The organism is Streptomyces sp. cg36, from assembly GCF_041080675.1.
Taxonomy (GTDB): Bacteria; Actinomycetota; Actinomycetes; order Streptomycetales; family Streptomycetaceae; genus Streptomyces.
The window spans coordinates 3036875-3060387 of sequence record NZ_CP163520.1 but is presented as its reverse complement, the minus strand read 5'-3'; the positions used below and the strand labels follow the sequence as shown (position 1 = coordinate 3060387).

Annotated in this window: 24 protein-coding genes; 14 read left to right on the top strand and 10 right to left on the bottom strand. The window is 72.8% G+C overall.

Annotation, left to right across the window (positions count from 1 at the left end; all coding sequences use genetic code 11):
• Window positions 1–196 precede the first annotated feature (196 nt).
• Window positions 197–1738 (top strand): histidine ammonia-lyase, encoded by a 1542-nt coding sequence (gene hutH, locus AB5J87_RS13480; RefSeq protein WP_369383509.1) that lies wholly within the window; start codon window positions 197–199, stop codon window positions 1736–1738.
• Window positions 1739–1814: 76 nt separating this feature from the next.
• Here the strand turns inward: hutH and AB5J87_RS13475 are convergent, their stop codons facing one another.
• Window positions 1815–2087: a hypothetical protein gene (locus AB5J87_RS13475; protein WP_369376791.1), complete on the bottom strand. Its 273-nt coding sequence runs from the start codon at window positions 2085–2087 to the stop codon at window positions 1815–1817.
• Between the two features lie 109 nt (window positions 2088–2196).
• On the opposite strand from AB5J87_RS13475, the gene AB5J87_RS13470 reads away from it, so the two are divergent.
• The 4 genes from AB5J87_RS13470 to AB5J87_RS13455 all read left to right on the top strand — a co-directional run bounded on the left by AB5J87_RS13470 (window position 2197) and on the right by AB5J87_RS13455 (window position 6222).
• Window positions 2197–2547, top strand: coding sequence for a hypothetical protein (locus AB5J87_RS13470; protein WP_369376790.1), 351 nt, complete (start codon window positions 2197–2199; stop codon window positions 2545–2547).
• 123 nt (window positions 2548–2670) lie between these two features.
• A complete protein-coding gene (locus AB5J87_RS13465) occupies window positions 2671–3939 on the top strand; it encodes an Ig-like domain-containing protein (protein WP_369376788.1) in 1269 nt (422 codons plus the stop codon).
• A gap of 176 nt (window positions 3940–4115) precedes the next feature.
• Window positions 4116–5483: an ABC transporter permease gene (locus tag AB5J87_RS13460; RefSeq protein ID WP_369376787.1), complete on the top strand. Its 1368-nt coding sequence runs from the start codon at window positions 4116–4118 to the stop codon at window positions 5481–5483.
• Between the two features lie 52 nt (window positions 5484–5535).
• Entirely contained in the window at window positions 5536–6222 is a 687-nt protein-coding gene (locus AB5J87_RS13455) for an ABC transporter ATP-binding protein (protein WP_369376786.1), read from the top strand.
• Here the strand turns inward: AB5J87_RS13455 and AB5J87_RS13450 are convergent.
• Window positions 6197–7108 (bottom strand): helix-turn-helix domain-containing protein, encoded by a 912-nt coding sequence (locus AB5J87_RS13450; RefSeq protein ID WP_369376785.1) that lies wholly within the window; start codon window positions 7106–7108, stop codon window positions 6197–6199. The two genes, AB5J87_RS13455 and AB5J87_RS13450, sit on opposite strands and share 26 nt — an antisense overlap.
• 174 nt (window positions 7109–7282) lie before the next feature.
• On the opposite strand from AB5J87_RS13450, the gene AB5J87_RS13445 reads away from it, so the two are divergent.
• Both AB5J87_RS13445 and AB5J87_RS13440 read left to right on the top strand, forming a co-directional pair.
• Window positions 7283–8320, top strand: a complete 1038-nt coding sequence (locus AB5J87_RS13445) for an NAD(P)-dependent alcohol dehydrogenase (RefSeq protein WP_369376783.1) — start codon at window positions 7283–7285, stop codon at window positions 8318–8320.
• Between the two features lie 194 nt (window positions 8321–8514).
• Window positions 8515–8862 (top strand): DUF1330 domain-containing protein, encoded by a 348-nt coding sequence (locus AB5J87_RS13440; protein WP_369376782.1) that lies wholly within the window; start codon window positions 8515–8517, stop codon window positions 8860–8862.
• A 627-nt stretch (window positions 8863–9489) separates the two neighbouring features.
• Here AB5J87_RS13440 and AB5J87_RS13435 read toward each other — a convergent pair.
• Window positions 9490–11460, bottom strand: a complete 1971-nt coding sequence (locus tag AB5J87_RS13435) for a hypothetical protein (protein ID WP_369376781.1) — start codon at window positions 11458–11460, stop codon at window positions 9490–9492.
• Window positions 11461–11619: 159 nt separating this feature from the next.
• On the opposite strand from AB5J87_RS13435, the gene AB5J87_RS13430 reads away from it, so the two are divergent.
• A complete protein-coding gene (locus AB5J87_RS13430; protein WP_369376780.1) occupies window positions 11620–12789 on the top strand; it encodes an AAA family ATPase in 1170 nt (389 codons plus the stop codon).
• 45 nt (window positions 12790–12834) lie between these two features.
• Here AB5J87_RS13430 and msrA read toward each other — a convergent pair whose 3' ends face one another.
• Both msrA and AB5J87_RS13420 read right to left on the bottom strand, forming a co-directional pair.
• Window positions 12835–13500: a peptide-methionine (S)-S-oxide reductase MsrA gene (gene msrA / locus AB5J87_RS13425; protein ID WP_369376779.1), complete on the bottom strand. Its 666-nt coding sequence runs from the start codon at window positions 13498–13500 to the stop codon at window positions 12835–12837.
• Window positions 13501–13630: 130 nt separating this feature from the next.
• On the bottom strand, window positions 13631–14737 hold the full coding sequence (locus AB5J87_RS13420) for a hypothetical protein (RefSeq protein ID WP_369376778.1): 1107 nt from the start codon (window positions 14735–14737) through the stop codon (window positions 13631–13633).
• Between the two features lie 246 nt (window positions 14738–14983).
• On the opposite strand from AB5J87_RS13420, the gene AB5J87_RS13415 reads away from it, so the two are divergent.
• Entirely contained in the window at window positions 14984–16138 is a 1155-nt protein-coding gene (locus tag AB5J87_RS13415) for a cystathionine gamma-synthase (protein ID WP_369376777.1), read from the top strand.
• 53 nt (window positions 16139–16191) lie between these two features.
• Here AB5J87_RS13415 and AB5J87_RS13410 read toward each other — a convergent pair whose 3' ends face one another.
• From AB5J87_RS13410 to AB5J87_RS13400, 3 genes are read right to left on the bottom strand one after another with little or no spacing between them, the layout of a single operon-like run.
• The gene (locus AB5J87_RS13410) at window positions 16192–16443 is read right to left on the bottom strand and encodes a hypothetical protein (protein WP_369376776.1); all 252 of its coding nucleotides are present in this window, start codon (window positions 16441–16443) and stop codon (window positions 16192–16194) included.
• Between the two features lie 13 nt (window positions 16444–16456).
• Window positions 16457–16957 carry a sigma factor-like helix-turn-helix DNA-binding protein gene (locus AB5J87_RS13405; protein ID WP_369376775.1) on the bottom strand — a complete coding sequence of 167 codons (501 nt, stop codon included), beginning with the start codon at window positions 16955–16957 and terminating at the stop codon, window positions 16457–16459.
• A 31-nt stretch (window positions 16958–16988) separates the two neighbouring features.
• A complete protein-coding gene (locus AB5J87_RS13400; RefSeq protein ID WP_369376774.1) occupies window positions 16989–17492 on the bottom strand; it encodes a MarR family winged helix-turn-helix transcriptional regulator in 504 nt (167 codons plus the stop codon).
• A 154-nt stretch (window positions 17493–17646) separates the two neighbouring features.
• Between AB5J87_RS13400 and ilvA the strand changes: the two genes are divergently transcribed.
• The 3 genes from ilvA to AB5J87_RS13385 all read left to right on the top strand — a co-directional run bounded on the left by ilvA (window position 17647) and on the right by AB5J87_RS13385 (window position 20873).
• On the top strand, window positions 17647–18876 hold the full coding sequence (gene ilvA / locus AB5J87_RS13395; protein WP_369376773.1) for a threonine ammonia-lyase: 1230 nt from the start codon (window positions 17647–17649) through the stop codon (window positions 18874–18876).
• A gap of 168 nt (window positions 18877–19044) precedes the next feature.
• Window positions 19045–20025, top strand: a complete 981-nt coding sequence (locus tag AB5J87_RS13390) for an ATP-binding cassette domain-containing protein (RefSeq protein ID WP_369376772.1) — start codon at window positions 19045–19047, stop codon at window positions 20023–20025.
• Window positions 20022–20873 carry an ABC transporter permease gene (locus AB5J87_RS13385; protein ID WP_369376770.1) on the top strand — a complete coding sequence of 284 codons (852 nt, stop codon included), beginning with the start codon at window positions 20022–20024 and terminating at the stop codon, window positions 20871–20873. The genes AB5J87_RS13390 and AB5J87_RS13385 overlap by 4 nt, the downstream gene beginning before the upstream one ends.
• Before the next feature lie 92 nt (window positions 20874–20965).
• On the opposite strand, the gene greA is transcribed toward AB5J87_RS13385, so the two are convergent.
• The gene (gene greA, locus AB5J87_RS13380; protein WP_101389794.1) at window positions 20966–21463 is read right to left on the bottom strand and encodes a transcription elongation factor GreA; all 498 of its coding nucleotides are present in this window, start codon (window positions 21461–21463) and stop codon (window positions 20966–20968) included.
• A 295-nt stretch (window positions 21464–21758) separates the two neighbouring features.
• Window positions 21759–22160 carry a DUF4307 domain-containing protein gene (locus AB5J87_RS13375; protein ID WP_369376768.1) on the bottom strand — a complete coding sequence of 134 codons (402 nt, stop codon included), beginning with the start codon at window positions 22158–22160 and terminating at the stop codon, window positions 21759–21761.
• Window positions 22161–22286: 126 nt separating this feature from the next.
• Here AB5J87_RS13375 and mca point away from each other — a divergent pair, with 126 nt between their 5' ends.
• Both mca and AB5J87_RS13365 read left to right on the top strand, forming a co-directional pair.
• The gene (gene mca / locus AB5J87_RS13370) at window positions 22287–23168 is read left to right on the top strand and encodes a mycothiol conjugate amidase Mca (RefSeq protein ID WP_369376767.1); all 882 of its coding nucleotides are present in this window, start codon (window positions 22287–22289) and stop codon (window positions 23166–23168) included.
• Complete coding sequence (locus AB5J87_RS13365) at window positions 23161–23427, top strand: hypothetical protein (RefSeq protein WP_369376766.1); 267 nt, start codon at window positions 23161–23163, stop codon at window positions 23425–23427. The genes mca and AB5J87_RS13365 overlap by 8 nt, the downstream gene beginning before the upstream one ends.
• The last annotated feature ends 86 nt before the right edge of the window (window positions 23428–23513 follow it).

Here is a 23513-nt window from a genome sequence, read left to right as displayed (position 1 = left end):
ACGGTCCGCAGGCGGAGTCCCTGCCCGGAAGGGGCGCGGGGAACTGCGCGAGGAGCGACCGCCGGTCCGCAGGCGAACACCCGGCTCGAAGGGGGTGCGGGGAAACGGTTCGCTGTCCGGCTGAGGGGTTTGGGGAAGGGGTGGGGTGGGGCTAGTGACACATGGCGATTCAATACGTACGCTGCTGAATATGGATATGCACACTGTCGTGGTGGGGACGTCCGGGACGACCCCCGAGGACGTCATCGCAGTCGCACGCCAGGGCGCCCGGGTCGAACTCTCGCCCACCGCCCTCGCCGCCCTCGCCAGGTCCCGCGAGATCGTCGACGCCCTCGCCGCCAAGCCGGAGCCGGTCTACGGCGTCTCCACCGGCTTCGGTGCCCTGGCCTCCCGCCACATCAGCCCGGACCTGCGCGCCCAGCTCCAGCGCAACATCGTGCGCTCGCACGCGGCCGGGATGGGCCCGCGCGTGGAGCGCGAGGTCGTGCGCGCGCTGATGTTCCTGCGGTTGAAGACCGTCGCCTCGGGCCACACCGGCGTACGCCCGTCGGTCGCGCAGACCATGGCGGACGTCCTGAACGCCGGCATCACCCCCGTGGTCCACGAGTACGGCTCGCTCGGCTGCTCCGGCGACCTCGCGCCGCTCTCGCACTGCGCCCTGACCCTGATGGGCGAGGGCGACGCGGAGGGCCCCGACGGCACCGTCCGCCCCGCCGGGGAGCTGCTCGCCGAGGCCGGCATCGAGCCCGTCGAGCTGCGCGAGAAGGAGGGCCTGGCCCTCCTGAACGGCACCGACGGCATGCTCGGCATGCTGGTCATGGCCATCGCCGACCTGAAGAAGCTCTACACCTCGGCCGACATCACCGCCGCCCTCTCGCTGGAGGCGCTGCTGGGCACGGCGAAGGTGCTCGCCCCCGAGCTGCACGCCATCCGCCCGCACCCCGGCCAGGGCGCCTCCGCCGCCAACATGGCCGCCGTGCTGAAGGGTTCGGGCCTGACCGGCCACTTCCAGCAGGACGAGGCCCCGCGCGTCCAGGACGCGTACTCGGTGCGCTGCGCCCCGCAGGTCGCCGGCGCGGGCCGCGACACCATCGCGTACGCGCTGACCGTCGCCGAGCGCGAGCTCGCCTCGGCCGTGGACAACCCCGTCGTCCTGCCGGACGGCCGCGTGGAGTCCAACGGCAACTTCCACGGCGCCCCGGTCGCCTACGTCCTGGACTTCCTGGCGATCGCCGCCGCCGACCTCGGCTCCATCGCCGAGCGCCGCACCGACCGCCTCCTCGACAAGAACCGCTCGCACGGCCTGCCGCCGTTCCTCGCGGACGACGCCGGTGTGGACTCCGGGCTGATGATCGCCCAGTACACGCAGGCCGCCCTGGTCAGCGAGATGAAGCGGCTGGCGGTGCCCGCCTCCGCCGACTCGATCCCGTCCTCCGCGATGCAGGAGGACCACGTCTCGATGGGCTGGTCGGCCGCCCGCAAGCTGCGCACCGCCATCGACAACCTGACCCGGATCATCGCCGTCGAGATGTACGCGGCGACCCGGGGCATCGAGCTGCGCCACGGGCTGACCCCGGCGCCCGCCTCCCGGGCCGCCATCGACGCCGCCCGCGCGGCCGGTGTCGGCGGCCCCGGCCCGGACCGCTTCCTCGCCCCGGACCTGGCCGCCGCCGACGCGTTCGTCCGCGGCGGCGGGCTGGTCGCGGCCGTGGAGCCGGTGACGGGCCCGCTGGCCTGACGGCGGCCCGTACGCGTCGAGGGCGCCCCGGATCACCTCCGGGGCGCCCTCGCGCGTTCGACGGGCCGCGGACGGCTCAGGACTGCTGGCGCGCCCGGCGCACCGAGAAGACGACGAACCCGGCGCCCAGGCCCAGGAAGGCCGTCCCGCCGAAGAGGTACGGGGAGGTGTCGACGCTGCCCGTGTCGGCGAGCGCGAGGTCGGACCCGGCGGCGGAGGCGGACGTCGAGCGGGCCGCGTCCGACCGGGGCCCGGCGTCCGTGGCGTTGGCGGACGGGACGAACCACAGAGCGCAGAGCAGCGAGCCCGCCGCGGTGGCGGTGAGCAGAGGCCGGCGAGCGACGGACACCTGGTCGATCCCCCTTGTGGATACGGCGAATTGGTGGCGTACGCCGATGCTAGTGAAAGCAGCGGGTCGTGGGAAAGTCGCGGCGGACTAGAGCCCTACGCTCCGACGCATGACGACTGATCAGACACCACGCTATGTCCGTCTCCGGGTGGATTTGGTACTGGAGATCGACGATTCCCAGGCGCTGACCGGCGCGGCCCTCGAACGGATCACGGCCGACGAGCTCCTGCCCGACGCCGAGCGCGCGCATGCCGAGTCGGCGGTGCGGGAAGACGAGGCGGAGGCGCTGGCGTATCTGGTCGACCCGTTCGACCTGGTCGCACAGGTGCCGGGGGTCGAGCTCGTGCAGGCGTCCTGGAGCAGCGAGGAGATCGAGTACGACCCCGACGACGAGGAGTGGGAGCTCGGCGAGGAAGATGGTGCGGGCGAGGAGGGCGGAGCCGGCGGCGTGCGGCCGTGACGTCCGTGGAGCCACGGGGCCGGTCCGTCCGGCCCGGGTGGTGTTCCCCACACCTCCTCCCGAAATGGAACCACAGCCTCAGTGGCTATGTTGTTCAGTCGATGGCTTGGGGGACCGGCAACGATGGAGAAGCGTGTGATAACGGAGAGTAACCGGCGCAAGGGTCTGGTGGCCGCGTCCGCCGTCCTCGGCGGCGTCCTGCTGCTGTCGGCCTGCAACGACGACGGGGCCAAGGACAAGAGCGGTGCCGACACCTCGAAGACGTCACAGTCGCAGGTCGACAAGGCGGCGGAGAAGGACACCTCCGACGCCAGGATCACCATCACGCCCAAGAACGGCGCGGACAACGTCGGCATCAACAACGACACCAAGGTCACCGTGGCCGAGGGCAAGCTGACCTCGGTGGTCATGACCTCCGCCGAGGGCACCCCGGTGGCGGGCAAGATCTCCGGCGACGGGCTCAGCTGGGTGCCGGACAAGCCGCTGAAGCGCTCGGCCAAGTACCAGATCACGGCGACCGCGCAGGACGCCAAGGGCCGCCAGGCCCACGAGAACACGTCGTTCGCGACGGTCTCGCCGGCCAACAGCTTCATCGGCAACTTCACGCCCGAGTCCGGCTCCACGGTCGGCGTCGGCATGCCGGTGTCGGTCACGTTCGACAAGGCCGTCAGCAACAAGAAGGACGTGCAGTCACACATTTCGGTGACGTCCAGCAGCGGTCAGCAGGTCGTCGGCCACTGGTTCGGCTCGCAGCGCCTGGACTTCCGTCCGCAGGACTACTGGAAGGCCGGCTCGACCGTCACCATGAAGCTGGACCTCGACGGCGTCGAGGCGAAGCCCGGTGTCACCGGCGTCCAGGAGAAGACGGTCACCTTCAAGATCGGCCGCAACCAGGTCTCCACGGTCGACGCGAAGACGCACCAGATGACCGTCACCCAGGACGGCAAGACGGTCAAGACGATCCCGATCTCGGCCGGATCGCCCGAGCACAAGACGTACAACGGCACGATGGTGATCTCCGAGAAGTTCAAGGAGACCCGGATGAACGGCGCCACCGTCGGCTTCACGGACGGCGACGGCAAGGGCGAGTACGACATCAAGGACGTCCCGCACGCCATGCGGCTCTCCGCCTCCGGCACCTTCATCCACGGCAACTACTGGGGCGCCAAGTCCATCTTCGGCAGCGTCAACACCAGCCACGGCTGTGTGGGCCTGTCCGACACCAAGGGCGCGGGCGACCCCGACACCGCCGCCGCGTGGTTCTACAACCACTCGATCGTCGGTGACGTGGTCGTCGTCAAGAACACCGGCGACAAGACCATCACGCCCGACAACGGCTTCAGCGACTGGAACATGAGCTGGTCGGCCTGGCAGGCCGGCTCGGCGGTCTGACCCGTCGCGTACGGCGGGGCGGGCCCCCGGCGCGCAAGACATCGGCCGCACCCGGAGTCCCGGGTGCGGCCGTTCGCGTTCTCCCGCCGCTCACGTCACCGCCCGCCGTGCCGGTTTTCATCCCTCTCTCATCCGGGACTCAAGTCCTCATCACCGCGGGCGTCTAGCTTCGCGTCATGTTCTTCACCTACCTGCGGCGCGGACTGCGTCGCCGCGGCGGTGCGACGCTGCTCCTCTCCTCGGTGCCGGCGCTGGGGATCGCGCTCGTCATCGTGGTCAGCGCGGTGTCCGCCGGGACGACCCGGGCGCAGGGCGAGGTGCTGCGCTCGCTCTACGGACTCGGCACGGACCTGACCGTCGCCGGATCCCCGGCGGCGGCCGGGGCGGCGGAAGCCCCCGGCGCCGTCGGGCGGTCCGGCGACCGGGTGCTGGTGCGGGGCCGACACACCCTCGCCTCCTCGACCGTGGCGCGGGTCGACGAGCAGAGCGGAGTGGCCGACGCGGCGGGCGGCATCGACCTGACCGTCCTCAAGGCCGACGGCCCCTTCAGCCGCGCCGAGTTGAAGCAGCCGCGCCCGCAGGGGCGCACCCGCGGCGCCCTCCCCCGGGGCGCGGCCCCCGGCGCCGGCTTCGGCGCCGACTCCTTCACCGTGTACGGCACGGACGTGGCCAAGCGGGACCTCGGCCCGCTGACCACCTCCAGGATCACCTCGGGCCGCACCTTCCGCGCCGACGAGTCCACCGCCAAGGTCGCGGTCGTCGACAGCGCGTACGCCAGGGAGCGGAACCTGGCGATCGGCGCCGGCATCACCGTCTCGGGCGACAGCTACGCCGTCATCGGCGTCGCCACCGCCGACACCGGGGACGCCGCCGCCGACGTCTACCTCCCGCTCGCCCAGGCGCAGACGCTCGCCAACGCCAAGGACGAGATCACCGCCGTCTACGTCCGGGCCGCCGACTCCCAGCGGGTGGCCGGGGTGAAGTCCGCCATCCAGAAGAACGTCGCGGGCACCACCGTGACCACCTCCGCCGACCTCCCGGACGCCGTCTCCGGCTCCCTGGCCACCGCCTCCTCCCTCGCCTCCGGCGCCGGCCACCGGCTCGCGGCGGCCGTCCTGGCCGCGGCCTTCCTGGCGGCCGGGCTGCTCACCTGGGCCGCGGTCGGCCGCCGGACGCGGGAGTTCGGCACGCTCAAGGCGCTCGGCTGGAACAGCGGCCGGATCACCCGCCAAGTCCTCGCGGAATCCCTGGTCAACGCCCTGCTGGGCGCGGTGCTCGGCATCGCCCTCGGCCTCGCGGGCGCGTACGCCGTCACCGCGGCCGGTCCGACCCTCACCGCGAGGCTGGGCGACGCGGGCGGCGGCGGGGCCGGGCGGCACAGCGCGGCCAGAGCCGTCGACACGGCCCTGACCGCGCCGGTCTCCCTCACCACCGTCGGCCTCGCCGTGGCCCTCGCCGTCGCGGGCGGCCTGGTCGCGGGCGGCCTCGGCGGCTGGCGCGCCGCCCGGCTGCGCCCGGCCGACGCCCAGCGCCGCGCCTCCTAGCCGCCGCGCACCGACCGACCCACGCACGTACGAAAGGAACCGGCCCCGAGTCATGTACGAACTCAGCGGCGTCACCAAGCGGTACCGGCGGGGCGAGGAGAGCATCGACGCGCTCGACGGCGTCGATCTGGTCATCGCGGACGGCGGCCGGCTGGTCATCCAGGGGCCCTCCGGCGGCGGCAAGTCCACCCTGCTCCAGCTGCTCGGCGGGCTCGACCGGCCGACCGGCGGCCGGGTCGTCCTCGACGGCGTCGACCTCGGCAGCCTCCCCGAGGCCCGGCTCGCCCGGGTGCGGGCCGAGTCCATCGGCTTCGTCTTCCAGAGCTCCAACCTGATCCCGGCGCTCACCGCCCGGGAGAACGTCGAGACCGGCCTCGTCCCGCTCGGCCTCAAGGCCGCCGACCGGCGCGAACGGGCCGCCGACACGCTCGCCTCGGTCGGCCTGGGCGGGCAGCTGGACCGGCTGCCCGGCGAACTGACCGGCGGTCAGCGGCAGCGCGTGGCCATCGCCCGCGCGATGGTCAAACGGCCCAAGGTGCTGCTCGCCGACGAGCCCACCGGCAACCTCGACGCGGACCTGCGCGACGAGATCATGGAGGTGCTCGAAGGGCTCTGGGCGGAGCACGCCCTGACCTTCGTCATGGTCACCCACGACACCGCGCTGGCGAGCCGGGCCCCCCGGCTCGCCCTCATCCGCAAGGGGCGGGTGACGTTCACGGAGAGGGCGCGGGCGGCGTGACGGGCGCCGGCCGGTCACCGGGCTGCCCGGCGCCCGGCCCGCGCGCGTCGGCCGCCCAGCTCGCCAGCAGCCGCAGCGAGTCCGCCGAGGCCGAGCCCGGCTCCGCGTAGTAGGTCACCAGCGACAGGTCGTGCTCCTCGGGCATCTTCAGCGTCTCGTACGACAGGGTCAGCTCGCCCACCACCGGGTGGTGGAGCAGCTTGGTGCCGTGGCCCTTCTGGCGCACGGTGTGGGCGGCCCACAGCGTGCGGAACTCGTCGCTCTTGACCGACAGTTCCCCCACCAGCGCGGTGAGCAGCGGATCGTCCGGATAGCAGCCCGCGCACAGCCGCAGCACCCCGACCACCTCGGCCGCCTTGTCCTCCCACTCCACGTACCGCTCCCGGGCGGTCGGGTCGAGGAAGACGTGCCGGGCGAAGTTCCGCTCCTGCGGCGGCAGTTCGACGAAGTCGCCGATCAGCGCCGCCGCCATCCGGTTCCAGGCCAGCAGATCGAGCCGGCGGCCGAGCAGGTACGCCGGGACGGCGTCCATCGAGTCCAGCAGGTACCGCAGCTGGGGGCGCACCCGCTGCTCCTTGGCGTACGCGGCCTTCTTCTTCTTGGTCGCCGTCGGCTTCGCCAGATGCGTCAGATGCTGCTGCTCGGCCTCGGTCAGCCGCAGCGCGCGGGCGATCGCGTCGAGCACCTCGCCCGACACGTTCTGCCCGTTCCCCTGCTCCAGGCGGGTGTAGTACGCCACCGACACCCCGGCCAGCTGCGCCAGCTCCTCCCGGCGCAGCCCCGGCACCCGGCGGTGCCGCCCGAAGTCGGGCAGCCCCACGTCCGCGGGCTTGAGCCGGGCCCGGCGGGAGCGGAGGAATTCGCTGAGTTCGGCGCGCTGGTCCATGACACCCCAGTATCCGTCCGCCGCCCCCGGTCGTACGACGGCGAGCCTGACCCTGCCAGTGGTAGGCACGGCAGGCGTAGGCACGGCGGACGTACGAAAGCCGGGGGGCTGGGTGAACGTCGGCGCGGGCGGCACCGTGGAGCCCGTACCCGAGAACCCCGAGGAGAGCAGGCCATGACCACCGTCGCCGCCTATGCCGCCCCCGCCGCCAAGGCCCCGCTGGAGCGCACCACCATCGAGCGCAGGCCGGTCGGGGCCCATGACGTCCTGATCGAGATCAAGTACGCGGGCATCTGCCACTCCGACATCCACCAGGCCCGCGAGGGCTGGGGCGAGGCCATCTTCCCCATGGTCCCCGGCCACGAGATCGCGGGCGTCGTCACCGAGACCGGCTCCGCCGTCACCCGGCACGCCGTGGGCGACCGGGTCGGCGTCGGCTGCCTCGTCGACTCCTGCGGCGACTGCGCGCAGTGCCGGGCCGGGCAGGAGCAGTTCTGCGCCCGTTCCGTCGGCACGTACAACGCGGTCGGCCACGACGGCGAGCCCACCTACGGCGGCTACTCCACCCACGTCGTCGTCGACGAGCGCTTCGCCGTGCGCATCCCCGACGGTCTCTCCCTCGACGTGGCGGCGCCGCTGCTGTGCGCCGGGATCACCCTGTACTCGCCGCTCAGGCGGTGGCAGGCCGGGCCCGGCAAGAAGGTCGCGATCCTGGGCCTGGGCGGCCTCGGCCACATGGGCGTGAAGATCGCCCACGCGCTCGGCGCCGAGGTGACCGTGCTCAGCCAGTCGCTGCGCAAGAAGGACGACGGCCTGAAGCTGGGCGCCGACCACTACTACGCCACCAGCGACCCGGAGACCTTCGAGCGCCTCGCCGGCACCCTCGACCTGATCGTCTCCACCGTCTCCGCCCCGCTGGACCTCGGCGCCTACCTCTCGCTGCTGAAGCCGGGCGGCGCACTGGTGAACGTCGGCGCCCCCGAGGAGCCGAACTCCCTCAACATGTTCGGCCTCATCGGCGGCAACAAGGTCCTGGCCGGTTCGATGATCGGCGGCATCGCCGAGACCCAGGAAATGCTGGACTTCTGCGCCGAGCACGGCCTGGGCGCGGAGATCGAACTGATCCGCGCGGAGGAGGTCAACGAGGCGTACGAGCGGGTGCTGGCCAGCGATGTGCGGTACCGGTTCGTGATCGACGCGGGGACGATCTGAGGGGGGCCCGCGGGGCCCGCGGGGGCGGCGGGGGTCTTGGTGGTCCGGCCGGACCGCCGGGCCGGGCGGTCGTACGTGCGGCGGGGCATTACCCCGCGCGTAATCGACCGCCCGGCCCGGCGGCGGCAGGATCGGGACCACCGGCCGGGAGGCCCTTCCCGGTACCGGAGAGCCGATTCCGCCAGGAGGCCGGGATGACCGCGTACGCCATAGCCCACCTGCGCCCGACCGCCCCGCCGGTCGAGGACGTCCTCGTCTACATGGAGCGCATCCAGGCCACCCTGGACCCCTTCGGCGGATCGTTCCTGGTCCACGGCGCGACGGCCGAGGTGCGCGAGGGGGAGTGGCCCGGCGCCCTCGTCATGCTCGCCTTCCCGACACTGCCGAAGGCCCGGGCCTGGTACGACTCCCCGGCCTACCAGTCCCTGCTCCCCCTCCGCGCGACCCACATCCCCGGCGACCTGATCCTGATCGACGGAGTCCCGCCCGGGTACGAGGCGGCGGAGACGGCGAGGAGGCTGAGGGAGGGGGCGCCGCGTTAGGGGGTACGGAGGAGGCGCGACCGGCCAGGCACGGCGAGCGGGCGGACGCGGAGGGGCCCACCCCAAGGGGCGCGGGGAACCGCGCGACCGGCCACGGGCGGCGGGCGGTCGAATGGAGAGGGGGCCACCTCTAGGGGCGCGGGGAACTGCGCGACCGGCCAACTACGGCCCGCAGCCGAGCGAGGAGGGGCTCAGCCCCGAACGGCCCTGGGCTTCGGAGCCGACGGGGCCGAAGAAGGGGCGCGGGGAACTGCGCGACAAGCCCCCACCGGCCCGCAGGCGACTGCACCACCCAGGGGCGCGGGGAACCGCGCGACCGGCCAAGCACGGCCCGCAGCCGAGCGAGGAGGGGCTCAGCCCCGAACGGCCCTGGGCTTCGGAGCCGACGGGGCCGAAGCAGGGGCGCGGGGAACTGCGCGACAAGCCCCCACCGGCCCGCAGGCGACTGCACCACCCAGGGGCGCGGGGAACCGCGCGACCAGCCAACTACGGCCCGCAGCCGAGCGAAGGGTGGTCACTCCCACAGACCTCGCTCCCCGGACGGGGCCCCGCAGCCGAGCGGAGAGGGGGCACCGCGGAGGGCCCCCGCCCTCCCCGGGACGGGCCACACAGCCGAGCGGAGAGGGCTCACCCCCCAGAGCCCCCCACCCCCGGACGGGCCCCGCACCCGGCGTCCCGGTTCCAGGGCCAGCGGTACGGGGAGTCCAGCCGGTACACCCCGGCCCGAGGCACGGTGAGCCGGGTGAACTCCCCGTCGGGGGCCACGCACGCCCCCCCGTCCACCCGCAACCACGGCGAATACGCCACCCGCACGGTCGCGGACCCGGCCCGCTCCATCCGTACGACCAGCTCCGCGTCGTCCCCCCGTACCGCCGTACCCGGCGAGGACACCAGCGGCACGGCGTCCCGCACCCGGTACACGGTCCAGTGCGCGTCCCCCCACACCCGCTCCAGCCACGGCGTACCCCCGCGCACGAGCGCCGCCTCGGCCTCGGCGGGCCCGTCGGGGGGACCGTCGTGGACGGCGACGAGCCCGACGGCCCACCGGTCGAGCCACGCGCGGTACCGCTCCGCCGAGAACCCCCCGTCGTAGAAGAGCCGCCCGCGCTCCACGTCCAGCTGCCGGTTCCAGCCGCGCGCGTTGTTGACGGCCCCGGCGAGCACCGCGGCCTCGCGGTGGTTGCGCGCGGGGACGATCTCGACGCGCGTGCGGTCGGCGCCGAGCCGGCGCAGTTCGGTGACGACGCCGTCCGTCTGCGCCGCCCACGCGGGCACGACGGTGGCGACGTCGGTGTCGTCCATCGTCTTGTCCCGCAGCCAGTTGACGGAGACCAGCATGGTCACGGCCAGCACGACCCGCCGCGTCCGGTCGAGCCCGGGCGTGAGGACGGCGGCGAGCAGCACCGCGGGCCCGACGAGCCCGACCAGCCGCTCCACGTTGGAACCGATGGGCGAGGCGATGAAGTACGTGAGGACGACCCCCAGCGCGTACACGGCCGTCCCCGCGCGCACCAGCCGCCAGCCCCGGGCGGCGGGGGCGGCGAGGAGCAGTACGGCGCAGACGGCGAGCGGCATCAGCAGCTTGTGCAGGGGCATCGGCTGCTCGCCCTCGAAGGGGAAGAGGAGGGTGGTGGCGCCGACGACCAGACAGGGCGGCACGCTCAGGACGGCGGCCTTGGCCCACTGCCGGTCGAGTACGTAGGCCGCGCCGACGACGAGCAGGAAGAGCCCGGCGACGGGACTGGCCATCGTGGCGAGAGCACTGCTCACAACCGCGAGCGCCAGTCTCGTACGCGAGCGCCGCACCGAACCGAGAGCGGGCTGGGGGAGCGGTGCCGAGGTCACGGGCGCGGCCGGGGCCAGGACCGAACGGAAGGCTCCCGCAAACCGGAGAAGCCCCTCACGCCGCCGCCCGTCACCGAGAGCACTGCTCTCGCCGTGCCGCTGCACACCATCGAGAGCACCGCTCTCGCCGTATTGCTGCTCATTGTTGAGAGCACCGCTCTCGCCGCCGCCCCGCCGCCCGCCGCCGAGAGCACTGCTCTCGCTCCGTCGCCCCCCGCGCAACCCCTGCACCAGCAGACAGGCCGCCACGGCGAAGGCGACCCCCACCGCGAACGTCGTCCGCCCCGACACCACGTTGCACCACAGCGCCGCCGCCCCCAGCAGCGCGGGCCACACCCCGCGCCAGGGCCCGTCGGCCCGGCCCCGCCCGGCCCACGCGCCCTCCGCGCGTACGAACAGCAGCGCCATCAGCCACGTGGCCGACACCCCCGCAGCCACCGACACCGCCCGCACCCCGAAAGTAGCCATCAGCCAGGGTGTGATCAGGCTGTAGTTGGCGGTGTGGGCGCCGCCGTACCAGGACAGGTTGTACGCCGAGTCCGGGTGCCGGGTCGCGAAGCCCGCCCAGGCCAGCTGGGCCGACAGGTCGCCGCCGCCGGTGCCGAGGTACTTCGCCCACAGCACGTACAGCGGCACGGAGGCCAGCGTCAGGACCGCGGGCACGCGCCACTCGGGCCGCAGCCACCTCCCCTTTCTCGGTGAGGTGGCTGCGTCGGCGGTGGAGTGGGTCCCCAGGACCTGGCTGATGCCCATTCCGCCCACCTTACGGTCCACCGCCGACGGCCCCCGCAACGATCCGCCGCGGCGGACGGCCGGGGAGGGCGCCGGAAAGGGGCGGGGGGAGGCGTCGAGCGAGGGCCGGGAGCGGGCGGCGGGAGGTGATTGTCAGACCCCTTCCCTACGCTCGAAGGCATGATCACCACACTCGCCGTCGAGAACTACCGGTCGCTGCGGCACCTCGTCGTGCGGCTCGACCGCCTCAACGTGGTGACCGGTGCCAACGGGACGGGCAAGTCGTCCCTCTACCGCGCGCTGCGGCTGCTCGCCGACTCCGCGCGCGGAGGCGCGGTCGCGGCGCTCGCCCGCGAGGGCGGCCTGCCCTCGACGCTGTGGGCGGGCCCGGAGAAGACGAGCCGCTCGGTCCGCGAGGGCCACGGCCCGCTCCAGGGCACCGTGCGCACCCAGCCGGTCGGCCTGCGGCTCGGCTTCTCGGGCGACGAGTTCGGTTACGCGGTCGACTTCGGCCACCCCGGCGGCGCGGCGGGCGACCCGCACTCGCTGTTCACGCTCGACCCGGAGATCAAGCGCGAGTCGATCTGGAGCGGCCCGGTGCTGCGCCCCGCGTCCGTCCTCTCCGACCGGGCCGGGCAGTCGGTGAAGGTGCGCGGGGCGGACGGCGGCTGGCACCGCTCGGCGGGCGCGATCAGGCCGTACGACTCGATGCTGGGCGAGGTCGCCGACCCGCAGCGGGCGCCGGACGTGCTGGCGGTGCGCGAGCAGATCCGCGCCTGGCGCTTCTACGACCACGTCCGCACCGACGCGCACGCGCCCGCGCGCGCCACCCACATCGGCACCCGCACCCCGGTCCTCAGCGGCGACGGCGCCGACCTCGCCGCGGCCCTCCAGACCATCCGCGAGATCGGCGACCGGGAGGCGCTGGACGAGGCGGTGGACGCGGCGTTCCCGGGCAGCCGGGTGGTGGTCGACCTGGTCGGCGGACGCCTGGAGCTGGGCCTGCGCCAGCACGGCCTGCTGCGCCCGCTGACCGCGGCCGAGCTCTCCGACGGCACCCTGCGCTATCTGCTGTGGGCGGCGGCCCTGCTCACCCCGCGCCCCCCGGCCCTGATGGTCCTCAACGAGCCGGAGACCAGCCTCCACCCCGACCTGCTGCCGCCCCTCGCGGACCTGATCCGCAAGGCGACGGCCCACAGCCAGCTGGTGGTGGTCACCCACGCCCGCCCCCTGGCCGAGGCGCTCTCCCGCCGGGCCAACGTCATAGAGCTGGTGAAGGAGTTCGGCCAGACCGTGGTGGAGGGCCAGGGCACCCTGGACGAGCCGCTCTGGTACTGGCCGAAGAGGTAGCCGAGCAGAGGGGGGCCGGGTGGAGCGGGCGTACGGAGAGGAGGCTCAGCCCTCCGCGCGCGCCACCCCGATCGGGCACGACACACCCGTCCCGCCGATCCCGCAGTAGCCGCCCGGGTTCTTGTCCAGGTACTGCTGGTGGTACGGCTCGGCCGGGTAGAACGTGCGGCCCTCGGCCGGGAGGATCTCCGTGGTGATCGTGGCGTGGCCCGACGCCGTCAGAACGCGCTGGTAGGCGTCCCGGGAGGCGGCCGCCGCGGTGGCCTGGGCCGGGGTGTGGGTGTAGATCGCGGAGCGGTACTGGGTGCCCACGTCGTTGCCCTGGCGGAAGCCCTGGGTGGGGTTGTGGGACTCCCAGAACAGCTTCAGGAGGGTCTCGTAGGAGACCAGCGACGGGTCGTACACCACGCGGACCGCCTCCGTGTGGCCCGTGAGGCCCGAGCAGACCTCCTCGTACGCCGGGTTCTCGGTGTGGCCGCCCTGGTAGCCGACGAGGGTCGTCCACACGCCCTCCGTCTGCCAGAACTTGCGCTCGGCGCCCCAGAAGCAGCCGAGGCCGAAGTCCGCGACCTCCAGCCCCTCCGGGTACGGGCCGACGAGCGGGTTGCCGAGGACCGTGTGGCGCGCGGGGACGGTGAACTCCGGCTCGGGGCGGCCCTTGAGGGCCTGCTCAGGGGTGGGCAGGACGGGTGTACGGCTGTTCAGGAACATTGCGGGGGCTCCTCGGCGAGGGCGAGAGTCGGTCCGCCCCGTTCAACGTACGGGGACGGCACGGGATTCCCCGCCCACCCGGCCCGCGGCCCGCGCCCCGGCCTGCCCAGGGCCTGCGCCCGCCCCGCCGTCAGCGCGACAGCGTCGCCGGGTCGCCGCCGTTCGCCTCGTATCCCGCCACCGCCAGCGCGCGGTATATCGCGTACTGCTCCGCCGGGTCCTCGGACAGGGTCCAGGGGAGGGCGCCCACATAGCCGTCCAGGCGGACGAACTGGTTCATCGACTCCGACCAGCGCTGGGCGCCGACCAGGAAGAACGCCAGGAGGTGGCGGACGTGCGGGAGGACCGGGTCGTCGGCGCGGGCCGCCTGGGCCGCGTGCAGGGCGCCCTCCATGGCGCGGCTGACCACCGCGGTGCGGTGGAAGTCGCTGACGAGCACGATGTCCGGCATGTGCTCGTACACCGCGAAGAGCGGCAGCGCGGCGAGCAGCGAGCCCTGCGGGGCGCGGGCCGCCGCCGCCACCGCGAACTCGTCCGCCAGCTCGCGCGAGCCGTGCCACTTCTCGCACCAGTAGTGCAGGGCCGCCAGGTGCGCGCCCATGTGGTGCGGCGCGCGGTCCAGCACCTTGGCCCAGAGCTGCTCGAACTCCGGGTGTCCGTACCCGAGGCCGCGGGCCACCGCCAGCTCCGTCAGATACGGGACGGGGTCGCCCGGGGCGAGCAGCGCGGCCTCGGCGCAGACCGTGCGGGCCTCCTCCAGGATGATGCGGAAGTCGTCCTGCCCGGCCGACGACGAGCGCCACGCCTGCTGGACCAGGAACTCCGCCTGCACCTGGGCCGCGCCCGCGTCCTTGGGGGCCTCCGAGCGCCACTTGCGCAGCCAGGAGCCGCCCACGCCCGGGCGCTGGGCGAGCTCCAGCGAGGCCGCGCCCGCGAACGCCTGGACGCGCTGCCAGCGCAGCTCGCCCTCCTTCGGGGTGCCCGCCAGGAGCTGGGCCGCGGCCCGCCACTCCTGGGTCCCCTGCACCACGTCCAGTACGTCCAGGAGGTCCTGGTCGGGTCCGGGCAGCCGCACGTCCAGCTCTTCCTGGCGCGCGAAGCCGTACGCCGCGGGGTCCGCGGCGTCGGGCTCGCCCGGCTGGGCCAGCTGGATGCCGGCCCGGCGGCGCCGCATGGCCCACGGGCCCAGGGCCATCGTCAGCATGCAGGCGGCGATCAGGATCCAGAGAATCGACATGCCTCAAGCGAACCAGACCCCACCGACTTCTGGCCAACCCGTACCCGCCCCTGTGGATAACCCCGCCCCCGCCCCCACCACCGCCCCCCGCCCCGCGCCCGGCCCGCAGCCACCATCGCCCCGGCCCGCCCCCGGCCCCGGACCGGACCCCGGGGCACGGCCCCCGATCTCACGGATCGGCGAACCGGATCTCAGGAAACGGCGAGCACCCCCACCTCCGCCGACGGAGAACTAGGCTTCGCATCCATGAGCCACGAGCACCTCGACAAGAGCTTCGAGACCATCGCGATCCACGCCGGGAACACCGCGGATCCGCTGACCGGTGCGGTCGTACCCCCGATCTACCAGGTCTCCACCTACAAGCAGGACGGCGTCGGCGGGCTGCGCGGCGGCTACGAGTACAGCCGCAGCGCCAACCCGACCCGTACCGCCCTCGAAGAGAACCTGGCGGCCCTGGAGGGCGGTGTCCGGGGTCTCGCCTTCGCGTCCGGGCTCGCCGCCGAGGACTGCCTGCTGCGTACGCTGCTGGCCCCCGGCGACCACGTCGTCATCCCCAACGACGCATACGGCGGCACCTTCCGCCTCTTCGCCAAGGTCGTCTCCCGGTGGGGTGTGGAGTGGTCGGTCGCCGACACCTCCGACCCGGCGTCGGTGCGGGCCGCGGTCACCGACCGTACGAAGGCGATCTGGGTCGAGACGCCCTCCAACCCGCTGCTCGGCATCACCGACATCGCGGCGGTCGCGGCGGTCGCCAAGGACGCCGGTGCCAAGCTGGTCGTCGACAACACCTTCGCGAGCCCCTACCTCCAGCAGCCGCTGGCGCTGGGCGCGGACGTCGTCGTGCACTCGCTGACGAAGTACATGGGCGGTCACTCGGACGTCGTGGGCGGCGCCCTCGTCACCAACTCGGCCGAGCTGGGCGAGGAGTTGGCGTACCACCAGAACGCGATGGGCGCGGTGGCCGGGCCGTTCGACTCGTGGCTGGTGCTGCGCGGCATCAAGACGCTGCCGGTGCGCATGGACCGGCACAGCGAGAACGCCGGCAAGATCGCGGAGATGCTGACCCGGCACCCCAAGGTGTCGCAGGTGCTCTACCCGGGGCTGCCCGAGCACCCCGGCCACGAGGTCGCGGCCAAGCAGATGCGCGCCTTCGGCGGCATGGTGTCGTTCCGGGTGACCGGCGGCGAGCAGGAGGCGGTCGACCTGTGCGCCCGCACCAAGGTCTTCACGCTCGGTGAGTCGCTGGGCGGCGTCGAGTCGCTGATCGAGCACCCGGGCCGGATGACGCACGCCAGCGTCGCCGGGTCCGCCCTGGAGGTGCCGGGCGACCTGGTGCGCCTGTCGGTCGGCATCGAGAACGTGGACGACCTGCTGGCCGACCTCCAGCAGGCGCTGGGCTGACGCCTTCGGACCCCGTGGGGGTCCCGGGTCCTCCCGGGGCTCCCGCGCCCGGCTCAGAAGCCGTCGACCGGTGGCGCCACCGTCGACGGGGGCGCCACCCAGGGGTGCGTCCGGGCCGCCCATACGGTGAAGGCGAGCACGGCGGCGGTCAGCAGCAGCCACGCCAGGCGCCGCGCCACCCGGCGGCGGCGCAGCAGGCGGGTCCCCAACTCCGCCGCCTCTGCGGCCAGTTCGGGCGGTACGGCCGGGTGCGGCACGTCCAGGAGGCGGCGGACCTCCTCCTCCTTGCGGTCGGGCAGGCTCATGGGACCCCCTCGCTCACAGGACCCCCTCGGCGCTCGGCCGGGGGCGCGGGCGGCGGGAGCCGCCGGGGGTGCTGCGCAGGGTGGCGATCGCGCGCGTGCAGATCACCCGGACCCGCTCGGCGGGCAGCCCGACGAGCGCGGCGACCTGCTCCTCGGCGACCCCCTCGTACAGCCGCAGCACCAGGATGAGCCGCTCCTGGGGGGTGAGCCGGGCCAGTACGCCCAGTTCGCCGCCGGGTTCGCGGTGGAGGTGGTGGCGCCAGGCCGTGGCCGCGAACCGGGCCACCAGCTCCTGACGGGTGCGGTCGTACGGGTCCTCGCCGCGCTCGGGGTCCCAGTGCGCGTACGTACGCGCGAGGGCGGCCGTGAGCAGCCGCCTGGCCCGCGCGTTGTGCGCGGGCGCCTCGCCGGTCAGCAGGGTCGCGGTGTGCAGCAGACGGCCGCCGGCGCCCGCGACGAACGCCTCGAACTCGCGGGCGCCGCGACGTCTTCGTTCCGCCTGCCGCTCGCGCATGGCCTCATCTGAAGCCCGTGCGCGCCGCAGGTCAAGAGGTCGGCACCGCCGGGTCCTGACCGGCCGACTGACGGGCTGACAGAGCTGAGTTGAAGCGGGTCAGGAGGGTGCAGAAGGACTCCCGTTCCTCCTCGGACCAGCCCTGGGTCACCTGCGCCATGAGCTCGCGCCGCGAGGAGCGGACCTCTTCGAGGCGGGCCTGGCCGCGCGGCGAGAGCTGGAGCACGACCGCGCGGCCGTCCTCCGGGTGAGAGGTCCGCTTCACCAGGCCGGTGTCGACGAGCGGGGCCACCTGGCGGGTGACGGTCGAGGAGTCGATGCCCATCCCCGCGGCGAGCGCCTTGACGCCCATCGGGCCTTCCTGGTCAAGGCGGTTGAGCAGCAGGTAGGCGGCGCGGTCCATCGAGTTGCGGACCTGGCCGACGCCGCCGAGGCGGGTCTGCTCCGCGCGGCGCGCGAAGACGGCCACCTGGTGCTGGAGGGCATCGAGGAGACCTGGGTCGAGATGGGAAGTCATGTCCTGAGTAGTGGGCATGGCCGGGGCTCTCTCGTGCGGCGGTCGGTGTGGTGGGGGACAGAGTACGCGGCCCGGGGGGTACGCGTACCGGCCCTGCGCAAAGCTGTGGACAACTGCCGCGAGGATCCGGTCCCAGCGGCCGTCGGGCCCATGAGCTGCGAGACTTGACGGCATGAGCTTCAGCACGTCCGGCCCCTCGCACCCCCTGATCCTCGACGATGTGCGGGGCGCCCAGAAGATGCTCGCGGGCATCGCGCGGATGACCGCGATGGAGGGGTCGCGGCATCTGACGCAACTGGTGGGGGCGCCGGTGCACCTGAAGTGCGAGAACCTCCAGCGGACCGGCTCGTTCAAGCTGCGGGGCGCGTACGTGCGGATCGCCGGGCTGCGTCCGGAGGAGCGGGCGGCCGGGGTGGTGGCCGCCAGCGCGGGCAACCACGCGCAGGGAGTGGCCCTCGCCTCCTCGCTCCTGGGCGTGCGCTCCACGGTGTTCATGCCGCTGGGCGCGCCCCTGCCGAAGGTCGCCGCGACCCGGGAGTACGGGGCGGAGGTCGTCCTGCGCGGCACGGTCGTCGACGAGACGCTGGCGGCGGCCGAGGAGCACGCGCGCGAGACGGGCGCGGTCTTCATCCACCCCTTCGACCACCCGGACGTCATCGCGGGCCAGGGCACGGTCGGCCTGGAGATCCTGGAGCAGTGCCCGGAGGTGCGCACGATCCTGGTCGGGGTCGGCGGCGGCGGGCTCGCGGCGGGCATCGCGCTCGCGGTCAAGGCGGTCCGTCCCGACGTGAAGGTGGTCGGGGTGCAGGCGGCGGCCTCGGCCGCGTATCCGCCCTCGCTGGCGGCCGGGCACCCGGTGGCGATCGACCCGGCGCCCACGATGGCCGACGGGATCAAGGTGGGGCGGCCCGGGGACGTGCCGTTCGCGCTGGTCAGGGAGTTGGTCGACGAGATCCGTACGGTGTCGGAGGACGCGCTGTCCAGTGCGCTGCTGCTCTGCCTGGAGCGGGCCAAGCTGGTCGTGGAGCCCGCCGGGGCGAGTCCGGTGGCGGCGCTGCTGAGCGATCCGGGGGCGTTCCGGGGGCCGGTGGTGGCGGTGCTGTCGGGCGGGAACGTGGATCCGGTGCTGCTCCAGCGGATCCTGCGGCACGGCATGGCGGCGGCCGGCCGCTACCTGAGCCTGCGGCTGCGGATCACGGACCGGCCGGGGGTGCTGGCCGAGCTTCTCAGGGCTTTGTCAGTGCTCGACGCTAACGTCCTCGACGTGAGCCATGTGCGGACCGATCCCCGGCTCGGACTCACGGAGGTGGAGGTGGAGTTGCACCTGGAGACCAAGGGTCCGGAGCACTGCCGGGAGGTCGGGGCGGCGCTGCGGGAGGCGGGCTACCGGATCATTTCCTGAGCTCGCTCCCGCGACCCGTGCCGGGCGGGCCAAACCCCGTGCACACCTCTTGAGGGAACGCGATACATCGCGTTAGTCTGTGTTTCGCGCCACAGCTCCACCGGGCATCGTATGTCCGGCAATCCTAGGATTTGTGTACAGACGACACCCAACTCTGGGGGTACCAACATGCCAGGCGCCATCTACGCCGAAGCCCTGGTGAAGACGTTCGGCGACGTAAAGGCTCTGGACGGCGTGGACCTCGATGTCCCCGAGGGCACGGTTCTGGGCCTGCTCGGCCCGAACGGCGCCGGCAAGACCACCACCGTGCGCGTCCTGACCACCCTGCTCCAGCCCGACAGCGGCCGGGCCACGGTCGCGGGCATCGACGTGCTGAAGCATCCCAACGAGGTGCGCCGCGCGATCGGTCTGTCCGGCCAGTTCGCGGCCGTCGACGAGTATCTGACCGGCCGCGAGAACCTCCAAATGGTCGGCCAGCTCTACCAGATGAAGGCCAGGCAGGCGAAGGCCAGGGCGGGCGAGCTGCTGGAGAAGTTCAACCTCGCCGACGCGGCCGACCGCCCCGCGAAGACGTACTCGGGCGGGATGCGCCGCCGCCTCGACCTCGCGGCTGCCCTGGTCGTCTCGCCGCCCGTGATGTTCATGGACGAGCCGACCACCGGCCTCGACCCGCGCAACCGCCAGCAGCTGTGGGAGGTCATCCAGGAGCTCGTCGCGGGCGGCACCACCCTGCTGCTCACCACGCAGTACCTGGAGGAGGCCGACCACCTCGCGCACGACATCTGCGTGGTCGACCACGGCCGGGTCATCGAGCGCGGCACCGCCGACCAGCTCAAGGCCCGCACCGGCGGCGAGCGCGTCGAGGTCGTGGTGCACCAGCAGGAGGAGATCGAGCCCGCGCGCTCGGTCCTCGCCGGGTTCGGCAAGGGCGAGGTCGCCGTCGCCGCGCACACCCGCAAGCTCACGGTCCCGGTCACCGGCGGCGCCAAGCTGCTCGCCGAGGTCATCCGCGAGCTCGACAACCGGGGGGTGGAGATCGACGACATCGGGCTGCGCCGGCCGACCCTCGACGACGTCTTCATCTCCCTGACCGGCCACGCGGCCGAGCTCAAGGAAGAGGAAGAGGCAGAGAAGGAGGCAGCCAAGTGACCGCCGTCGTGGACACCCCGCGCCTCACGGCCCCGCAGCCGCGCGGGGGCGTGGTGCAGTCGGTGAGCGACTCGCTCGTCGTCGCCAAGCGCAACCTCATCAGGATGATGCGCATCCCGGAAATGATCATCTTCGGGCTGATCCAGCCGATCATGTTCGTGGTGCTGTTCAGCTACGTCTTCGGCGGCTCGGTCAGCATCGGCGGCTCCCTGGACCCCAAGGGGTACCGGGAGTTCCTGATGGCGGGCATCTTCGCCCAGACCGTCACCTTCGCGACCGCGGGCGCGGGCGCGGGGATCGCCGACGACATGCACAAGGGGCTCATCGACCGCTTCCGGTCGCTGCCCATGGCCCGCGGCGCGGTCCTCACCGGCCGCACCCTGGCCGACCTGGTGCAGACGGCGCTCACCGTGGTGGTGCTGGCCGCCGTGGGGCTGCTGGTGGGCTGGCGGGTGCACCACGGCGTACCCAAGGCGCTCGGCGCGTTCGCCCTGCTGCTCCTGCTGGGATACGCGTTCTCCTGGATCGGCGCCCTGATCGGCCTGTCGGTCAGGACCCCGGAGGCGGCCACCTCGGGCGGGCTGATCTGGCTCTTCCCGGTGACGTTCGTGTCGAACGCGTTCGTGGCGACGTCAGGGATGACGCCCTGGCTGCGGCACGTGGCCGAGTGGAACCCGTTCAGCGCCACCGTCCAGGCGTGCCGCGACCTCTTCGGCAACCCCGGAGTGGTGCCGTCCAACGCCTGGCCGATGCAGCACCCGGTGATCGCCTCGCTGCTCTGGTCGCTGGTGATCATCGTGGTCTTCCGGACCCTGGCGGTGCGCAAGTACCGCTCGGCGACGGCGTGAGCGGACCGGTTGGGCCGACCGCCTGAGCGGTACGGCGAAGCCCCCGGCGTCCTGGCGGGACGGCCGGGGGCCCGTGGTCCTTGGCGAAGGGCTCAGCCCGTGTACGGGGTGGCCGCGAGGATCTTCACCGACGCCTTCCGGCCGTTCGGCAGCTCATACTCGGCGTCCTCGCCGATCTTCTTGCCGTTGACGCCGGAGCCCAGCGGGGACTGCGGCGAGTAGGTCTCGATCTCGGTCGAGGCGTACTCGCGCGAGGCGAGCAGGAACTCCAGGGTGTCGTCCTCGTCGCCGTCGAAGGCGATCGTGACGAGCATGCCGGGGGCCACCACGCCGTCCGCGGCGGGCGCCTCGCCCACCTTGGCGTGCTCCAGGAGCTGGGTCAGCTGGCGGACCCGGAGCTCCATCTTGCCCTGCTCCTCCTTGGCCGCGTGGTACCCGCCGTTCTCCCGGAGGTCACCCTCCTCGCGGGCCGCCGCGATCTTTACGGCGATCTCCGTGCGCGCGGGACCAGACAGATACTCCAGCTCGGCCTTGAGCTGGTTGTACGCCTCCTGGGTCAGCCAGGTGACGTTGTCGCTGGTCTGGGTCACAGGTGCTCCTCGTCGGTACTGGGAATACAAGCGCATCGCCCTACCCAGAAGGATGTGCCTTCTCGGGCGGGCGAAACCACGAGCCTAACAATTACGGGCCCGAAGGGGGAGGACGAAAACCGTAGGGAAAACGTAGGCGCAGGTCAGCGCGGAGCGACCGGCTCCGGCTCCGGCCGGGTCGGGCCCGATGGAGTGATCGGACGCGACGGGCCGGAGGCGACGGGGCGGGCCGGCGCGGTGACCGTACGCCCGGGGCGGGCGCGGCGACCGTACGCGGTGGGCCCTGCGCGGCGGGTCAGACCGACTTGCAGCCGACCAGGTCCACGGCGGTGGCCCGCGAGGTGGTCTGCACGGTGATCACCTGGTCGATGCGGTTCTCGCGCTGCTCGAACCGCACGTCCTTGCGGCCCACCTCGTCGCCGCCGCTCTCCAGCGCGCGCAGGGTGCACACCCCGGTCTCGCCGGTGTCCTTGCGCACTTCCAGGTGCACCTCGACGGCCTTGGCGGAGACCACCTTGAACTTGATGACCTCGGCGGAGACCGACCGGCTGCCCACGTAGTCGTAGCCGATCCAGCCGACGACGCCGAGCAGTCCGACGCCCAGGACCGAGCCGATGATCTTCAGCTTCCGGTCGGCGCGCTGGTCCGCGGTGCGCCCGTAGCGCCCGTCGGGAAGCTGCCGGCTTGCCGCGGCCATGATCGTCCTCCTGCTGCTGGGGGTGCCGGAATTTTCCGCCCCCCGATTCGGTCACTATAGAAGCCGCCCATCGCGCCGGATCACCGAGGGCAACACACCGGGCGCCGAATACTTGAGGATCTTGTCTTGACTGAGCAGCTGCGACTGATGGCCGTGCATGCCCACCCCGACGACGAGTCGAGCAAGGGCGCGGCCACCATGGCGAAGTACGTGTCCGAGGGGGTGGACGTGCTGGTGGTGACCTGCACGGGAGGCGAGCGCGGCTCCATCCTCAACCCCAAGCTCCAGGGCGACAAGTACATCGAGGAGCACATCCACGAGGTACGCAAGAAGGAGATGGACGAGGCCCGCGAGATCCTCGGGGTCAAGCAGGAGTGGCTGGGCTTCGTCGACTCGGGCCTGCCCGAGGGCGACCCGCTGCCGCCGCTGCCCGAGGGCTGCTTCGCCCTGGAGGACGTGGACAAGGCGGCGGGTGAGCTGGTCCGCAAGATCCGCGCCTTCCGCCCGCAGGTCATCACCACGTACGACGAGAACGGGGGCTACCCGCACCCCGACCACATCATGACCCACAAGATCTCGATGGTGGCGTTCGACGGCGCGGCCGACACCGAGAAGTTCCCGGAGTCCGAGTTCGGCCCGGCGTACCAGCCGCGGAAGCTCTACTACAACCAGGGCTTCAACAAGCCGCGCACCCTGGCGCTGCACCACGCGCTGCTCGACCGGGGCATGGAGTCCCCGTACGCGGAGTGGCTGGAGCGGTGGAAGGAGTTCGAGCGGGTCGAGCGCACGCTGACCACGCACGTTCCCTGCGCCGACTTCTTCGAGATCCGGGACAAGGCGCTGATCGCGCACGCCACGCAGATCGACCCCGACGGGGGCTGGTTCCGGGTGCCGATGGAGATCCAGAAGGAGGTCTGGCCGACGGAGGAGTACGAGCTGGCGAAGTCGCTCGTCGACACTTCCCTCCCCGAGGACGACCTCTTCGCGGGCGTACGGGAGAATGCCTGATATGAGCGCAAGCCTCGCACTGACGCATCTCGTCCCTCTGGCCAAGGAGGTCGACGACAACAAGGTGACGCCCGGCGTCCTCGGCTTCATCGTCTTCGCGGCGCTGGCCGTGGGGGTGTGGATGCTGATGAAGTCCATGAACCGGCACATGGGGAAGGTCGACTTCGAGGAGTCGCCGGAGCAGGGTGATGTGACGGGGGGCGCCGGCTCCCCGGCCTCGCCGGCTGCGTCTGGTGCGGGGCGGCCCAAGAAGGCGTAGGGCTTGCGCCGGGCGGGTCTTCGGCTGCGGGCCGTCCTGGGCTGGTCGCGCAGTTCCCCGCGCCCCTTTTTGGCCGGTCTTCGGCT

Bases quoted from the DNA above. Each gene is read 5' to 3' on its own strand.
- hutH (WP_369383509.1), top strand. From the start codon at position 197: ATGCACACTGTCGTGGTGGGGACGTCCGGGACGACCCCCGAGGACGTC.
- AB5J87_RS13470 (WP_369376790.1), top strand. From the start codon at position 2,197: ATGACGACTGATCAGACACCACGCTATGTCCGTCTCCGGGTGGATTTG.
- AB5J87_RS13465 (WP_369376788.1), top strand. From the start codon at position 2,671: ATGGAGAAGCGTGTGATAACGGAGAGTAACCGGCGCAAGGGTCTGGTG.
- AB5J87_RS13460 (WP_369376787.1), top strand. From the start codon at position 4,116: ATGTTCTTCACCTACCTGCGGCGCGGACTGCGTCGCCGCGGCGGTGCG.
- AB5J87_RS13455 (WP_369376786.1), top strand. From the start codon at position 5,536: ATGTACGAACTCAGCGGCGTCACCAAGCGGTACCGGCGGGGCGAGGAG.
- AB5J87_RS13450 (WP_369376785.1), bottom strand. From the start codon at position 7,108: ATGGACCAGCGCGCCGAACTCAGCGAATTCCTCCGCTCCCGCCGGGCC.
- AB5J87_RS13445 (WP_369376783.1), top strand. From the start codon at position 7,283: ATGACCACCGTCGCCGCCTATGCCGCCCCCGCCGCCAAGGCCCCGCTG.
- AB5J87_RS13440 (WP_369376782.1), top strand. From the start codon at position 8,515: ATGACCGCGTACGCCATAGCCCACCTGCGCCCGACCGCCCCGCCGGTC.
- AB5J87_RS13435 (WP_369376781.1), bottom strand. From the start codon at position 11,460: ATGGGCATCAGCCAGGTCCTGGGGACCCACTCCACCGCCGACGCAGCC.
- AB5J87_RS13430 (WP_369376780.1), top strand. From the start codon at position 11,620: ATGATCACCACACTCGCCGTCGAGAACTACCGGTCGCTGCGGCACCTC.
- msrA (WP_369376779.1), bottom strand. From the start codon at position 13,500: ATGTTCCTGAACAGCCGTACACCCGTCCTGCCCACCCCTGAGCAGGCC.
- AB5J87_RS13420 (WP_369376778.1), bottom strand. From the start codon at position 14,737: ATGTCGATTCTCTGGATCCTGATCGCCGCCTGCATGCTGACGATGGCC.
- AB5J87_RS13415 (WP_369376777.1), top strand. From the start codon at position 14,984: ATGAGCCACGAGCACCTCGACAAGAGCTTCGAGACCATCGCGATCCAC.
- AB5J87_RS13410 (WP_369376776.1), bottom strand. From the start codon at position 16,443: ATGAGCCTGCCCGACCGCAAGGAGGAGGAGGTCCGCCGCCTCCTGGAC.
- AB5J87_RS13405 (WP_369376775.1), bottom strand. From the start codon at position 16,957: ATGCGCGAGCGGCAGGCGGAACGAAGACGTCGCGGCGCCCGCGAGTTC.
- AB5J87_RS13400 (WP_369376774.1), bottom strand. From the start codon at position 17,492: ATGCCCACTACTCAGGACATGACTTCCCATCTCGACCCAGGTCTCCTC.
- ilvA (WP_369376773.1), top strand. From the start codon at position 17,647: ATGAGCTTCAGCACGTCCGGCCCCTCGCACCCCCTGATCCTCGACGAT.
- AB5J87_RS13390 (WP_369376772.1), top strand. From the start codon at position 19,045: ATGCCAGGCGCCATCTACGCCGAAGCCCTGGTGAAGACGTTCGGCGAC.
- AB5J87_RS13375 (WP_369376768.1), bottom strand. From the start codon at position 22,160: ATGGCCGCGGCAAGCCGGCAGCTTCCCGACGGGCGCTACGGGCGCACC.
- AB5J87_RS13365 (WP_369376766.1), top strand. From the start codon at position 23,161: ATGCCTGATATGAGCGCAAGCCTCGCACTGACGCATCTCGTCCCTCTG.